The 14,279-nt window shown below is 64.5% G+C and carries 11 protein-coding genes; 5 read left to right on the top strand and 6 right to left on the bottom strand.

The annotated features are described in order from the left end of the window. Positions 1 to 88: 88 nt before the first annotated feature. From PG892_RS09965 to PG892_RS09955, 3 genes are read right to left on the bottom strand one after another with little or no spacing between them, the layout of a single operon-like run. Complete coding sequence (locus PG892_RS09965; RefSeq protein ID WP_039039502.1) at positions 89 to 730, bottom strand: bifunctional 4-hydroxy-2-oxoglutarate aldolase/2-dehydro-3-deoxy-phosphogluconate aldolase; 642 nt, start codon at positions 728 to 730, stop codon at positions 89 to 91. 9 nt (positions 731 to 739) lie between these two features. Beyond that, positions 740 to 2,536 (bottom strand): phosphogluconate dehydratase, encoded by a 1,797-nt coding sequence (gene edd / locus PG892_RS09960; RefSeq protein ID WP_270825383.1) that lies wholly within the window; start codon positions 2,534 to 2,536, stop codon positions 740 to 742. Positions 2,537 to 2,596: 60 nt separating this feature from the next. Beyond that, entirely contained in the window at positions 2,597 to 3,106 is a 510-nt protein-coding gene (locus tag PG892_RS09955) for a gluconokinase (protein ID WP_270825382.1), read from the bottom strand. Between the two features lie 165 nt (positions 3,107 to 3,271). On the opposite strand from PG892_RS09955, the gene PG892_RS09950 reads away from it, so the two are divergent. The 4 genes from PG892_RS09950 (at position 3,272) to PG892_RS09935 (ending at position 10,696) form a co-directional block, all read left to right on the top strand. After that, positions 3,272 to 4,633 (top strand): GntP family permease, encoded by a 1,362-nt coding sequence (locus PG892_RS09950; protein ID WP_223918078.1) that lies wholly within the window; start codon positions 3,272 to 3,274, stop codon positions 4,631 to 4,633. 152 nt (positions 4,634 to 4,785) lie between these two features. Further along, entirely contained in the window at positions 4,786 to 6,135 is a 1,350-nt protein-coding gene (gene pssA / locus PG892_RS09945; protein WP_182976165.1) for a CDP-diacylglycerol--serine O-phosphatidyltransferase, read from the top strand. 176 nt (positions 6,136 to 6,311) lie between these two features. Further along, positions 6,312 to 8,381, top strand: a complete 2,070-nt coding sequence (gene recG / locus PG892_RS09940; protein ID WP_201934772.1) for an ATP-dependent DNA helicase RecG — start codon at positions 6,312 to 6,314, stop codon at positions 8,379 to 8,381. Between the two features lie 254 nt (positions 8,382 to 8,635). After that, positions 8,636 to 10,696, top strand: a complete 2,061-nt coding sequence (locus PG892_RS09935) for an AsmA-like C-terminal region-containing protein (RefSeq protein WP_270825380.1) — start codon at positions 8,636 to 8,638, stop codon at positions 10,694 to 10,696. Between the two features lie 46 nt (positions 10,697 to 10,742). Here PG892_RS09935 and PG892_RS09930 read toward each other — a convergent pair whose 3' ends face one another. Beyond that, positions 10,743 to 11,651: a bifunctional GNAT family N-acetyltransferase/hotdog fold thioesterase gene (locus PG892_RS09930; RefSeq protein WP_010672532.1), complete on the bottom strand. Its 909-nt coding sequence runs from the start codon at positions 11,649 to 11,651 to the stop codon at positions 10,743 to 10,745. Between the two features lie 173 nt (positions 11,652 to 11,824). Here PG892_RS09930 and PG892_RS09925 point away from each other — a divergent pair, with 173 nt between their 5' ends. Beyond that, complete coding sequence (locus tag PG892_RS09925; RefSeq protein ID WP_160837840.1) at positions 11,825 to 12,505, top strand: methyltransferase domain-containing protein; 681 nt, start codon at positions 11,825 to 11,827, stop codon at positions 12,503 to 12,505. Positions 12,506 to 12,570: 65 nt separating this feature from the next. On the opposite strand, the gene dtd is transcribed toward PG892_RS09925, so the two are convergent. Both dtd and PG892_RS09915 read right to left on the bottom strand, forming a co-directional pair. After that, positions 12,571 to 13,008, bottom strand: coding sequence for a D-aminoacyl-tRNA deacylase (dtd, locus tag PG892_RS09920; RefSeq protein WP_039039510.1), 438 nt, complete (start codon positions 13,006 to 13,008; stop codon positions 12,571 to 12,573). 126 nt (positions 13,009 to 13,134) lie between these two features. Continuing rightward, the gene (locus PG892_RS09915; RefSeq protein ID WP_160837838.1) at positions 13,135 to 14,007 is read right to left on the bottom strand and encodes a virulence factor BrkB family protein; all 873 of its coding nucleotides are present in this window, start codon (positions 14,005 to 14,007) and stop codon (positions 13,135 to 13,137) included. Between the last annotated feature and the right edge of the window lie 272 nt (positions 14,008 to 14,279).

The raw sequence follows: 14,279 nt of genomic DNA, 5'->3' as shown, positions 1-14,279 counted from the left end.
CGGAAGCAAACGGCCCACCCCCTCCGGGGGCGGAAAAACAGCAGGCCACCCGGGGGTGGCCTGTTTAATTTTTCTAAACGATATTTGCTTAGCGTTTAACCAATTCAACCGCTTCCCGGGAGAGGCGGGTCACCTCCTCCCAGTTGCCGCTCTTGACGGCGTCTGCCGGCAGCATCCAGGAGCCGCCGACGGTGGCCACACATTTCAGCGCCAGGTAGTCGGCCACGTTTTTCGGGCCGATGCCGCCGGTGGGGCAGAATTTCACCTGGGGCAGGGGCGCCGCGATGGCGGAGAGTGCCTTGGTGCCGCCGTTCGCCTCGGCCGGGAAGAATTTGAGGTGGTCGTAGCCCGCTTCCAGCGCCTGCATCACCTCGGACGGGGTGGCCACGCCCGGGATCAGCGGCGCCGTGCTCTTGGCCGCGTGGGCCAGCAGGGCCGGGGTCATGCCCGGGGAGATGACGAAGCGGGCACCGGCAGCGACGGCGGCATCAAACTGCGCGCAGTTGAGCACGGTACCGGCACCGACCATGGCATCCGGCATCGCCTTGGCGATGAGGGCGATGGCGTCCAGCGCCACCGGGGTGCGCAGGGTGATCTCGAACACCGAGATGCCGCCATCCAGCAGGGCCTTGGCCATCGGCAGGGCCTGCTCCAGGTCGTTGATGACCATCACGGGTACCAGGGGGGAGGCGGCAAACACCTCGGCAGGGGTCACTTTCCAGTTCTGCATAGCTCTTCCTTAGTCAAAGATGGTGGCGCCGCACTCGGCGCTCGATACCGCGCGACGCATCACGCTGAACAGTTCACGGCCCCACCCCTCTTGTTCCAGGGTGAGGTCGATCTCGGCCTGGGTACGGCCGCTCAAATCGGTCAGGCAGTCGAGGCGGCCAGACTCGGCATCCACCCGCAGCAGGTCGCCATCGGCGAGCAGGCCGATGGCCCCGCCGTGCAGGGCTTCCGGGGTGACGTGGATGGCGGCCGGGATCTTGCCGGAGGCGCCGGAGAGGCGGCCGTCGGTGACCAGGGCCACCTTGTGACCCGCCTTCTGCAGGTTGCCAAGCACCGGCATCAGCTTGTGCAGCTCCGGCATGCCGTTGGCGGCCGGGCCGTTGTGGCGCACCACGATGACGGCGTCCTGGTTCAACTCACCAGCCTTGTAGGCCGCCTCCACCGCATGCTGGGAGGAGAAGACCCGGGCCGGGGCCTCGATGACCCGATACTCGGGCGCGACGGCGGAAACCTTGACCACGGCGCGGCCCAGGTTGCCCGCCAGCAGCTTGGTGCCGCCGGTGGCCTGGAACTCGCTGCCAGAGGGGGAGAGCACGCTCGGATCCGCGCTCTCGCCCACCGGTTGCCACACCAGCTTGCCATCCACCAGTGCCGGACGGCTGAGGTAGTTCTGCATCTCGCCGAAGACCGGGGTTGCATCCATGTGGATCAGCCCCTCTTCGGCCAGACGACGCATCAGGCCGGGCACGCCCCCCGCCTGTTCGAAGGCGTTGACGTCCGCCGGGCCGTTCGGATACATGCGCACCAGGAGCGGCACCACGTCGGAGAGATCGCTCAGGTCGTCCCAGGTCAGCTCCAGCCCGGCGGCGCGGGCCAGCGCCACCATGTGAATGCTGTGGTTGGTGCTGCCGCCGGAGGCGAGCAGGGCCACCAGGCCGTTGACCAGGGCGCGCTCGTCGATCACCGCACTCAGGGGGCGATAGGCCGGGGAGCCCGGGATCATGGCGCTGATGCGGCGGGCCGCTTCCTCGGTGAGGGCGTGGCGCAGCTCGCTGTGCGGATGTACGAAGGCGGAGCCCGGCAGCATCAGGCCCATGGCTTCGAACACCAGCTGATTGGTGTTGGCGGTGCCGTAGAAGGTGCAGGTGCCCGCCGCGTGGTAGGCGCCGCACTCCATCTTGAGCAGGGCGTCGCGGCCCACTTCACCGGCAGCGTACTGCTGGCGCACCTTCACCTTCTCGTCGTTGCTGATGCCGCTCGCCATGGGGCCGGCAGGCACGAAGGCGGTGGGCAGGTGGGCGTGGGAAAGCGCCCCCATGATCTGGCCCGGGGCAATCTTGTCGCAGATACCGAGCAGCAGGGTGGCGTCGAAGGTGTTGTGGGAGAGGGAGACCGCGGTGGCCTGGGCGATGAGATCCCGGGAGAAGAGGGACATGTCCATCCCCGGCTGACCCTGGGTCACGCCGTCGCACATGGCGGGTACGCCGCCGGCAACCTGGGCACTGTGGCCGAGCTCCGCCAGGGCGCCCTTGATGATGTCCGGGTAGCCCTGATAGGGCTGATGGGCACTCAGCATGTCGTTGTAGGCGGTGACGATGGCCACGTTGGCGCGGGTCATGTCGAGGATCCGCCCCTTCTCGTCACAGCTCGAGGCGGCCACGGCGTGGGCCAGGTTGCCGCAGGAGAGGGAGGCGCGGGTCTTGCCCTGATCGGCCTGGCGCTGGATGCGGGCCAGGAAGCGGGCACGGCGGGCGGTGCTGCGCTCGCGGATGCGGTTGGTCACCTGGGTGATCACGGGATGGGTCATAGCTTTCTCTCCAACTCTATATACGGGCGCGGTCGGCCTCAGCCGGGCGCGCGACATGGCTCATTGCGCCTGCGTCAGCGCGGTGACGGCACGGTCGACCACCTGTTCGAAGGTCCCGTCGATATCGATGCGAAACACGCCGGGCTCGCCATCCGGTCGCTCCAGGGTATCAAACTGGCTTTGTACCATGGCTTCGCGCATGAAATGGCCCTGCCGTGCCCGCATCCGTTCGAGAATGAGGGACTGGCTGCCATCCAGAAACAGGAAACTCACCGAGTCGTTGCCCTCGCGGATCTGGTCGCGGTACTGCTTCTTGAGGGCCGAGCAGACGATGACACCGAGCTCGTTCTTACGCTCCAGGCTGTAGGCCGCATCGCGGATCCGCTCCAGCCAGGGGGCTCTGTCTTCATCGTTGAGCGGGTTGCCCGCCGCCATCTTCTGGATGTTCGCGCGAGGGTGCAGATCATCGCCGTCGATGAACTTGGCCCCCAGGGCATTGGCCACCTTGAGGCCGATGCTGGACTTGCCGCTGCCACACACACCCATCACGATAATGCACTTGCCCGTCATTATTTGACCTCTCTCTCACTTTTCAAAAAACGTTCGCCTGATGGGTTCTAAGCTACCACGTTACCGGTAACATGTTACCGGTAACGTTTCGCAATGTGAAGTGCAGCACAGAAATGTGCAGAACAACAACTAGAACCATTTGAGGACAATTTTATGGACGGAGCAATGAACACACCCGATGTCGCCTATCTGCTCTCGGTAGCGGGCGGAGCCATTGTCATGTTGCTGGTGCTGATCATGCGATTCAAGGTACATGCCTTCGTGGCATTGACCCTGGTCAGCATGCTGACGGCCCTGGCCACCGGGGTCACCTATGACCAGGTGATCCCCACCATGCTGACCGGTTTCGGCGGCACCCTGGCCTCGGTCGCGCTGCTGGTCGGCCTCGGCGCCATGATAGGCCGGATCCTGGAGATGACGGGGGGCGCCAAGGTACTGGCCGATACCCTGATCAACCGCTTCGGCTCCCACCGCGCCCCCTTCGCGCTGGGTGTGGCCTCCCTGCTGTTCGGCTTCCCGATCTTCTTCGACGCCGGTCTCATCGTCATGCTGCCCATCATCTTCAGCGTGGCGAAGCAGTTCGGCGGCTCCGTCCTCAAGTATGCCCTGCCCTCCGCCGGTGCCTTTGCGGTGATGCACGCCTTCCTGCCGCCCCACCCGGGCCCGGTGGCCGCCAGCGAGCTGCTGGGTGCCAACATCGGTCTGCTCACCATCGTGGGCCTGCTGGTCGCGCTGCCCACCTGGTATCTGGGTGCTTACCTGTTCGGGCTCTGGTCCGGCAAGAAGTTTGAGCTGCCCCTGCCCCCGAGCTTCACTGCCAGTGCCGAGCAGCTCTCCGACAAGGCGCCGAGCTTCGGCCAGGTGATCTCCATCCTGCTGCTGCCGCTGGTGCTCATCTTCATGGATACCGGCCTCAATACCCTGAGCGTCATGGGCGTCATCGACAAGGGTGCGGACTGGGTCAACGTGCTGCGCATGGTCGGCAAGACCCCGGTCGCCCTGCTCATCACTGTGCTGTACGCCCTCTGGATGTTCCGCCAGAGCCAGGGCAAGGTGCAGCTCGAGAAGTTCTGCAACGACGCCCTGGCCCCGGTCTGCGCCGTCATCCTGGTCACCGGTGCCGGCGGCATGTTCGGCGGCGTATTGCGGGCGAGCGGCATCGGCACCGCGCTGGCCGACGTCCTCTCCGATACCGGCATGCCGGTGATCCTGGCAGCCTTCCTGGTGTCCGCCGCGCTGCGGGTCGCCCAGGGTTCCGCCACCGTGGCCCTGACCACTACCGCCGCCCTGATGGCGCCGACCGTGGCCGCCACCACCGGCCTGAGCGAGCTGGACCTGACCTTCATCGTCATCGCCATCGCCGGGGGGGCCACCGTGCTCTCCCACTTCAATGACTCCGGCTTCTGGCTGGTCAGCCGCTTCCTCAACATGGACGAGAAGACCACCCTCAAGACCTGGACCGTGATGGAGACCCTGCTCGGTACCATCGCCTTCCTCATCGTGGCCACGGCCAGCGCCATCCTCTGACGGAAACACATCGGGGCCGCATCCGTCGGCCCCGATGTGATATTGCACCGACTTTTTACGGATTCTTGCTTGGGCCCATCGCCACAGATTGCTAGAATTGCCTATTCTTCGCCCCGAGTGGAACGCTTCATCCCGTGATTTCAGGCTTCTCTATGCATTCATCGGCACATTATCGACAGTTGCTGACCCGCTTACCCCAGATCGCGGTTGCCGCGGATCAGTTCCAGATACTCAGCAGCGCCAAAGACTTCAAGAGCCGGATCCTGTCGCTCATCGCCCATGCGACACAGCGCATCTATCTGATCGCGCTCTATCTGCAGGATGACGAGGCGGGACGGGAGATCCTCTCCGCCCTCTATGCCGCCAAGCAGCGCAATCCCTCTCTCGACATCAAGGTGTTCGTCGACTTCCACCGCGCCCAGCGCGGCCTGATCGGCAAGGGCAAGCAGGGGGGCAACCACCTGATGTACCAGGCCATGGCCGCCAGCCACCAACACCAGATCGAGATCTACGGCGTGCCGGTCAAGGGCCGCGAGCTGCTCGGGGTGCTGCACCTCAAGGGCTTCATCTTCGACGACACCCTGCTTTACTCCGGCGCCAGCCTCAACGACATCTACCTGCACCAGCAGGAGCGCTACCGCTTCGATCGCTATCACCAGATCCACAGCCCGGCACTGACCCGCAGCATGGTCAACTACGTGGATGACGTCTTCCTCGGCAGCGAGGCCGTCCAGCGGCTGGATCGCACCGGCATCCCCGGCGCCAAGCAGCTCAAGGGACCGATCCGCCGCTTCAAGCAGCGTCTGCGCCTCTGCCAGTACCGCTTCGAGAGCATCCAGCCCAACGATCGGGAGATCGCCGTGACCCCCATGGTGGGCCTGGGCAAGCGGGACAACCAGCTCAACCGGATGATCCGCAACCTGGTGCGGGCCACCGAGCGGGAGATCTTCATCTGCACCCCCTACTTCAACCCCCCCAAGGAGTTGAACAAGGACGTGGAGGCGCTGCTCAAACGCGGCTGCAAGGTGACCATCGTCGTGGGCGACAAGACCGCCAACGACTTCTTCATCCCCCCGGAGGAGAAGTTCTCCACCATCGGCGGTCTGCCCTATCTCTACGAGACCAACCTGCGCAAGTTTGCCGAGCGCAACCAGCACCACATCGACAACGGCCGGCTCAACCTCATGCTCTGGTGCTGCGAGAAGAACTCCTATCACCTCAAGGGGATCTTCGTGGATGAGGAGTGGGCCCTGCTCACCGGCAACAACCTCAATCCCCGAGCCTGGGCGCTGGATCTGGAGAACGGCCTGCTGGTACACGACCAGCACCATCACCTGCGCGAGCAGTTCAGTGCGGAGCGGGAGAACATCCTGGCCCACACCCGCCGCATCAGTCACTTCGACCAGATAGAGCAGATCAAGGATTACCCGGATCAGGTGCGCAAGCTGCTGGCCCGGATCCACAGGGTCAAGGCTCACCTCCTGCTCAAGCGCATCATCTGACCGCCAGGGCGCCCCGTCAGTGAAAAGGCCTGCCGTTTCCGGCAGGCCTTTTTCATGGATGACCCTCCCCCCACTCCCTTGCCCACCAGCCCGGAACGGCACAACGCGGCTTGCATCGAGGCCGCAACAACCCCTATCATCTGGACATATTTACAGTGTTTTCGGGCATCTAATTGATGAAATTGGATAAAATCTCTCTCGATAGCCTCAAGGGTGTCGGCAGCAAGATGCTGGAGAAACTCGAGCGGCTGGGGCTGGCCACGGTGCAGGATCTGCTGTTCCACCTCCCCCTGCGCTACGAGGACCGCACCCAGGTGTGGCCCATCGGCGATCTGCCGCCCGGCCTGCACGGTGCCGTCGAGGGCGAGATCCAGGACACCCAGCTGGTGATGGGGCGCCGCCGCATGCTGGTGTGCCGTATCAGCGACGGCACCGGCAGCCTGACCCTGCGCTTCTTCAATTTCACCGCTGCCCAGAAAAACAGCCTGGCCCAGGGCCGCCTTATCCGCTGCTTCGGCGAGACCCGTCCCGGCAAGTACGGCCTGGAGATGGCCCACCCCGAGTACAAGCTGCTCGGCGAGGAGCAGGCCGGCCAGACCGAAGAGGCCCTCACCCCCGTCTACCCCACCACAGAGGGGCTGCGCCAGCTCACCCTGCGCAGCCTCACGGATCAGGCCCTGGCCCAGCTCGACCTCTACGGGGTCGAGGAGCTGCTGCCTGCCGGCCTCTATCCCCAGCAGATCGATCTGGCCGCGGCCCTGAAGCTGCTGCACCGCCCGCCTCCCTCGGTGGCGCTGGCCCTGCTCGAGAGCGGCCAGCACCCGGCACAGCAGCGGCTGGTACTGGAAGAGCTGCTGGCCCACAACCTCTCGGTCTTGAAGGTACGCGCCCAGGCTCAGAACCAGCTGGCCCGCGCCCTCAAACCCGCACCCAAGCTGGCCCGGCAGCTGCTCGGCGCCCTGCCGTTCACCCCCACCGGCGCCCAGAGCCGGGTGGTGGCGGAGATAGCCAGGGATCTGCAACAGAGCCACCCCATGATGCGGCTGGTACAGGGGGACGTGGGCTCAGGCAAGACCCTGGTGGCGGCGCTGGCCGCCCTGCAGGCCATCGGCAACGGCTGCCAGGTGGGGTTGATGGCGCCGACCGAACTGCTGGCGGAACAGCACGCCATCAACTTCGCCAAGTGGCTGGAGCCACTCGGCATCAAGGTGGGCTGGCTGGCGGGCAAGCAGAAGGGCAAGGCGCGGGAAGAGGCGCTGGCCGCCATCGCGGACGGCAGCGTCAAGATGGTGGTGGGCACCCACGCCATCTTCCAGGAGCAGGTGGTATTCCAGCGCCTCGCCCTGGTCATCATCGATGAACAGCACAGGTTCGGCGTGCATCAGCGCCTCGCCCTGCGAGAAAAAGGGGAGCGGGAAGGGGTGCATCCCCACCAGCTCATCATGACCGCCACCCCCATCCCCCGCACCCTGGCGATGACCGCCTATGCGGACCTCGACACCTCCATCATCGACGAGCTGCCGCCGGGCCGCACTCCCATTACCACGGTCGCCCTGCCAGACAGTCGCCGCCAGGATGTGATCGAGCGGGTGAGGCTCGCCTGCGAGGAGGGCAAGCAGGCCTACTGGGTCTGCACCCTGATCGAGGAGTCGGAGGTGCTGGAGTGCCAGGCCGCCGAAGACACTGCCGCCGAGCTGCAAACCCTGCTGCCCGGCCTGCACATCGGGCTGGTGCACGGCCGGATGCGACCGGTCGAGAAACAGCGGGTGATGGAGGAGTTCAAGGCGGGCATACTGCAACTGCTGGTCGCCACCACCGTCATCGAGGTGGGGGTGGACGTGCCCAACGCCAGCCTGATGATCATCGAGAACCCGGAGCGACTGGGGCTGGCCCAGTTGCACCAGCTGCGCGGCCGGGTCGGGCGTGGCTCGGTGGCCTCCCACTGCGTGCTGCTCTATCATGCCCCCTTGTCCAAGACGGCCCAGAGCCGCCTCGGGGTGCTGCGGGAGACCAACGACGGCTTTCTCATCGCCCAGCGGGATCTGGAGCTGCGTGGCCCAGGCGAGCTGCTCGGTACCCGCCAGACCGGCCTGGCCGATCTCAAGATCGCCGATCTGGTGCGCGACCAGCCGCTCATCCCTCAGGTGCAGAAGATGGCGCGCTTCCTGATGGACAAACACCCGGCTCATGTCGAGCCCCTGATCCGCCGCTGGCTGGGCCTGCGAGACCACTACTCCAATGCTTGACCAAGGCAGATGCAGAAGAGGGTCACCTTGCCTGATGGATAAACACCCGAGCCATGTCGAGCCCCTGATCCGCCGCTGGCTGGGCCTGCGAGACCACTACTCCAATGCTTGACCAAGGCAGATGCAGAAGAGGGTCACCTTGCCTGATGGATAAACACCCGAGCCATGTCGAACCCTTGATACGATGCTGGCTCGGTCTACGGGATCACTACTCGAATGCCTGACCAAGCAACAGAAACAGGAGGAAAGCACTGATGAATTCCTGGCTCCGCGGCCTGCTCTACACCTTTGCCTTCCTGCTGCTCTTTGTCTGGGTTGGTCTCGGCCTGTTCGATGCCGAGCGCGCCAAAGGCCCCATCGCCAACTGGCTCAGCCAGCAGACCGGGGTGCCCGTCACCATAGGCCGGCTGGTGTTCAATCCGCTGCACCCCTACACCCTGCTGGCGGAACAGGTGCGCTATGGGGATGCGGTACAGCTGGAAAAACTCTATCTGGAGATCGAGCACATCGACTGGTTTAACCGGGATGTGCGCATCGCCCACCTAGACCTCATCCGTCCCGTCATCAAGCTGCCGCTCCCCAACCAGCTGCCAAGCCTGCCGGTTCACTCCCTCACCATCAGCGACAGCACCATCGACAACCTGAGCCTGCAGAGCGAGGCCCTGACCCTGCGCGGCCTCAGTGCGTCCTTGAGTGACTGGGAACTGATCGACCCGAGACGCCAGCCCCAGGCCAACCTCACCCTGGGCATCAACCAGCTGGAGACCCCCATGTTCACCCTGGCCCGTCTCAGCCTAAAGGGGCGGCTGGAGGGGCAGGTGCTCAGTACCGACAGACTGACCACCAACTTGTTCGACGGCCTGCTCGAGACCGGCATGGTGCTGAACTGGCCAGAGCGCAGCCTGCAACTGCACGATCTCAAGGCCCGCGCCATGCGACTCGAGCTTGGTGACATTCCCCCTGGCGAGTTCCCCCTGCGCCGCATCACCCTGGACAGGGGTCAGCTTGCCCAGGTGAGCATCAATGCCATCGATCAGGAGCTCTCCCTCAACAACTTCAACGGCCAGCTCACCGCCTTCGACTGGCAGGCGGGCAGCCAGCCCAGCGGCTATCTGGCGGGCACCCTGGGCGACATGGGCCGCGGCCTGTTCCAGCTTGAGGCCATCGAGGGCAAGCTCGCCTTCTCCCCCCGGCAGCTGGATGCCGAGCTGCGGGGCAAGGCATACGAAGGGGAGTTCAACGTCGAGCTGGCCCTCGACACCCAGCAGCAGAAGCTCATCCTGAAGGATCTGGCCCTGAGCGGCATGGACATCAGCTTGCCCCAGGGGTGGTGGCAGGATTGGCAGGGCTGGCGCCCGCAACAGATCGACATCCGCAAACTGGCCTTCGACAAGCTCAAGGTGCTCTCTTTCGACGACACCTTGCCCCTCTCCCTGACCGGCTGGCAACTCTACCTGAACGATCTCGCCCTGCGGGGCAACCAGCTAGGCACCTTGCTGGGGCGTGCCCGCATCGAGAGCAAGTGGTTCGAGCTGGTGTGGGACGGTCTCAGTGCTCGCAACGGCACCCTGGATGGCGAGCTGACCCCCAGCTCCTGGCAGCTCAACACCCTCGCCACCTCCCTGCCCGACGAGGGCTCCCTCAACCTGAGCGGCCAGTGGGGCAGGACGCCCGGGCAGGAGAGCCGCCTGCAGTTGCAGGGCAAGCAGCTGGATCTGGTGCAGTGGGGCAAGTTACTGCACTCCCCCGTCTCCTTCGCGGGCAAGGTGGATCTGGCGGCAGATCTGCAGGCCGACCTCAACGGGCAGCCCGGCGAGCAGACGGCCAACTGGCGCCGGACCCTTCAGGGCAGCCTGAGCCTGGAGAGCAAGGATCCCTTCTGGGACAAGGTCGGCATCGACCCCCTGCTGGATGACTGGTTCAGGGAGCAGACCCCCCCCGATCTGACACCGCAGACGCTGTGGCAGGCGATGCAACGCGGGGACACCCCCTTCTATCAGATCAGGCTGGATGCCAGGGCGGAGCAGGGCAAGGTGCGGATCGAGCAAGGCGGTGCCTCCACCATCACCCACCTGCTGGCACTGCAAGGGGGTGTCGACCTGGCCGCAGACCAGTGGCAGCTCGACCTCGGGGTCCTGAACAAGGGACGCTGCGCCGAGCTGCTCGCCCGCTGGCGCGGCCCCCTCAATGCGCCCGACCTGGGCTGGAGTTTCCCCACGGGACAGGACGCCTGTGGCTGGGAGGCGGGTGTGCGCTACCCCGCCCAGGGACGAAGCGGCCCGCTCTGGCGCCCACGGCCACCCGCCGCCCAATAACGAACAAGGCCTCGCGAAGAGGCCTTGTTGCTGTGAACATCAGGGATCAGCGTGCGCCGCGCTTGATGGGCAGCACCACGTACTGACCGACAAACTCCACCGCCAGCTTGCGGCCACTGAACAACTGCACCCGCAGGCTGAACTTGGCGGATTCTCCGCCCCTCAGCGGCTCGAGCACGGCGGGCATGCCCTCCCGGGCCACCCGCGCCTCCGGCTCTTCGCTCACCGGCCGGTAATACTTGATGTTGCCCTCGGCCAGCACGGTATCCCCTCCCAGCCCTGCCTCCTTGAGCTGCAACCAGATGAGACCCCAGCCCGCCAGCACGCACTGGCTGTAGATGCTGCCGGCGAACATGGTGTCGTGGACGTTGAGATTGGCCGCCAGGTTGGCCTTGAGGTGGAAGGTCTGGCCATCGTAGTGGGTGATGTGCACCCCCATCTTCTCGCTGATGGGAATACCCCGCGACCAGCGGGTGGTGAGATCCTGGCACCACTCCGGACGGTACTGGATGGTCTGCATGGGACTCAGGGACTTGATCATCTGGCGGTGAGGGATGCGGCCGAAGGAGACGGGGCCTTCCCCTACCTCGAGGAAGCCGCAGCGGCGATAGAACTCCACTGCCTCCTGGCGGGCGTTCATCACCAGCCGTTTCACCTTCTCGTCGCGGGCAAGCTGCTCGAGATCTTCCACCATGCGGGCGCCCAGCCCCTGGCCGCGAAATTCGGGTCGCAGCGCCATAAAGCGGATCTGGGCTTCATCGCCGCCCACAAAGAGGCGACCCACGGCGATGGGCGTTCCGTCGGGTGAGAGCATCAGCCGGTGAATGGCGACGGTATCGTACTCGTCACGCTCGGAGCCAAGGGGCAGATTGAAGGGTTTGCGCAGCAGTTCCCAGCGCAACTGATAGTAAGCATCCAGCTCCGCTGGTGTTTCTGGGGTGACTACCCGGTACATAAAGCGATCCTTGAGTGTGCGCCGACTGGCAGATGGAAGGACTGACGCAACCATTTCTCCCGGCGCAGCCTGTAGTAGGTATCCAGCTCGGCTGCCGTTTGGGGGGTGACCACCCGGTACATAACAACATCCTTGAGTTACACTGGTCGAAAGCCATCTTGCCGTGCAAATTCATGGACTTCAATCTGCAAGCGTACCAAGCCGATCACTTATTGCACCTCAGCGCCAAACCCGAACGCCGCGTTTCGGTGCTTGAAAATGCCCGTCATCGCTGGCTGGAAATGGACGGCGTGGTGCAATCCGCCATGAGCCTCCACCAACCGGCCCGCCTCTGTCTGCCTCATCAACGGAGCATCGCGGAGCAGTTGCCAAAGCAGGCAAGCAGGATCCTGGAGCTGGGGTTGGGCGGAGGGGATCTCACCCGTCACCTGGCGGCACGCTGGCCCGATGCCCACCACGACTGCGTGGATCTGGATGCCGAGATCCTCACCCTGTTCCAGCAGTTCTTCCTCCCCTCGTCAGGGGGCTCGCCTCGGCTGCATCACGCCGATGCGCTGCACTTCCTGCACCAGCGCCAGGAGAGCTACGATCTGGTGCTGCTGGACTTGTTCAGCCAGGACGGCAACCCCCTGCTGCTGTTCCAGGCCCCGCTCTATCAGGCGCTGGCCAGCCGCCTGAGCGGCACCCTCATCATCAATCTGCTGCCCCGCACCCGGCTCGAACAGGCACAGGCTCTACGATTGGCAGAGGAGTGGATAGGCCCGACCCACGTCCACGACGTGCCCGGCTACCGCAACGTCATCCTGCACGCGACCCGTCAGCTTAGCCTAGGCGGGCGAGCACCGGCAGGGTGAAGAACCTGCGAAGTGTGCAGGCATCGCGTCCTGCCCTCCGGTGAATCCTGACCTGCCTGCCACCCTTATACCTGCAGCCAGAAGGTGACGGGGCCGTCGTTGAGCAGCCTGACCTTCATGTCGGCGGCGAAGCGGCCGGTTTCGGTCGGCACGCCGCTCTCCCTGGCGCGGGCCACGAAGTACTCATAGAGTCGCTCGGCATCTGCGGGATGGGCGCCACCGGAGAAGCTGGGTCTCATCCCCTTGCCGGTATCCGCCGCCAGGGTGAACTGGGAGACCACCAGCAGGCTGCCACCCACCTGACTCACGTTGAGGTTCATCTTGCCGTTCTCGTCAGAGAAGATGCGATAGCCGCTCACCTTGTGCAGCAGCTTGTCCGCCTTGGCCTCGTCATCCCCCTGCTCCACCCCGAGCAGCACCAGCAACCCCTGGCCGATGGCCCCAGTCACCTCTCCCTCTACCGTTACGCTGGCCTCGCTGACCCGCTGAATCAGTGCAATCACATCCCTCTCCTCTCAAAACAGCACGACCGCCCATCCTGCGGGATGAGCGGTCGTCGATGCTACCAATAAATGCCCTGCCCGGGCTAACGTCTTTGTGTCGGGATCCGGTGTGATGGCCGACCGGCGTCAGGCCAGCTCCTCTGCACCGGGCTTCTCGTACTCCCCGAGACAGGCGGTGGTCTCGGCCCCCAGCAACACCACCAGCCAGCTCAGATACACCCAGACGAACAGGATGGGAATGGTCGCCAGGGCGCCATAGATGGCCTGGTAGGAGGGGAAGTTGGTGATGTAGATGGCAAAGCCGCGCTTGGCAAGCTCGAACAGGGTGGCCGCCACCAGGGCACCGATGAAGGCGTGGGTCAGCCGCACGCGGCAGTTGGGCACCACGGTATAGATCAGCAGGAAGGTGAGCACGGAGAAGAGGAACGGCAGGCTGCGCAGCAGCAGATAGCCGATACCGAACAGGCTGTCAGCCGCGAACAACTTGAGCGAGAGAATGTAGGAGGAGATGGCGATGCTGGCCCCGATGAGCACGGGGCCCAGGGTCAGGATCATCCAGTACATGGCGAATGCCTGGGCCAAGGGCCGGCTTCGGGTGGATCGCCAGATGTAGTTGAGGTTCTTGTCGATGGCCGAGATGAGCATCAGGGCCACCACGATCAGGGCACCGATACCGACGGCCGTGGTGTTGGTGGCGTTGGCCACGAAGCCGTCGATGTACTCCTTGAGCATCTCGCCGGCGGTGGGGACGAAGTTGTGATAGACGAACTGCTCCATCGCCTGCTTCAGGCTCTGGAACACCGGAAAGGCCGACATCATGCCGAACACCACGGCGATCATGGGCACCAGGGAGAGCAGGGTGACATAGGCCAGGTAACCGGCGGTCACCGTCAATCTGTCCTGCTGGAAGCGGCCCCAGACAAACTGGGCGAAGTGGGCACCATCGTGGCGCAAGAAGGAGAGTGCATGGGCCAGACGGCCGCGGATCTGCTGCTGCATCTTGTTTCTCGTAAGCGTGATCATGCAGACATTGTGTCAGATAGGGTGGTCATTTGGCCACCCGCAGACCGGCCGGATGCGCCTCCATCGAACTAAGGCCCCATGCACCCTCATGTCGAGCCCATAAAAAAGGTTCTTCGCGGGATCCTGGGAAAGTGGAAGTTGACAGACAGGGTGCTGGTAAACTGGTTGTCGCCAAACACACCACCACCATCACCCTGCTGTCGCCGTGCATCATATTGATATTGCCTCCTTCTGGCCAGGTTATACCG

The organism is Aeromonas sp. QDB68, from assembly GCF_027707405.1.
Classification (GTDB): Bacteria; Pseudomonadota; Gammaproteobacteria; order Enterobacterales; family Aeromonadaceae; genus Aeromonas; species Aeromonas caviae.
This window is presented reverse-complemented; position numbering and strand designations above follow the sequence as displayed.

What these genes read in the sequence shown, in the direction of transcription:
- PG892_RS09965 (WP_039039502.1), bottom strand. Translation starts at nt 730, where the DNA reads ATGCAGAACTGGAAAGTGACCCCTGCCGAGGTGTTTGCCGCCTCCCCC.
- PG892_RS09915 (WP_160837838.1), bottom strand. Translation starts at nt 14,007, where the DNA reads ATGCAGCAGCAGATCCGCGGCCGTCTGGCCCATGCACTCTCCTTCTTG.
- pssA (WP_182976165.1), top strand. Translation starts at nt 4,786, where the DNA reads ATGCATTCATCGGCACATTATCGACAGTTGCTGACCCGCTTACCCCAG.
- PG892_RS09925 (WP_160837840.1), top strand. Translation starts at nt 11,825, where the DNA reads ATGGACTTCAATCTGCAAGCGTACCAAGCCGATCACTTATTGCACCTC.
- PG892_RS09955 (WP_270825382.1), bottom strand. Translation starts at nt 3,106, where the DNA reads ATGACGGGCAAGTGCATTATCGTGATGGGTGTGTGTGGCAGCGGCAAG.
- recG (WP_201934772.1), top strand. Translation starts at nt 6,312, where the DNA reads ATGAAATTGGATAAAATCTCTCTCGATAGCCTCAAGGGTGTCGGCAGC.
- edd (WP_270825383.1), bottom strand. Translation starts at nt 2,536, where the DNA reads ATGACCCATCCCGTGATCACCCAGGTGACCAACCGCATCCGCGAGCGC.
- PG892_RS09935 (WP_270825380.1), top strand. Translation starts at nt 8,636, where the DNA reads ATGAATTCCTGGCTCCGCGGCCTGCTCTACACCTTTGCCTTCCTGCTG.
- PG892_RS09950 (WP_223918078.1), top strand. Translation starts at nt 3,272, where the DNA reads ATGAACACACCCGATGTCGCCTATCTGCTCTCGGTAGCGGGCGGAGCC.
- PG892_RS09930 (WP_010672532.1), bottom strand. Translation starts at nt 11,651, where the DNA reads ATGTACCGGGTAGTCACCCCAGAAACACCAGCGGAGCTGGATGCTTAC.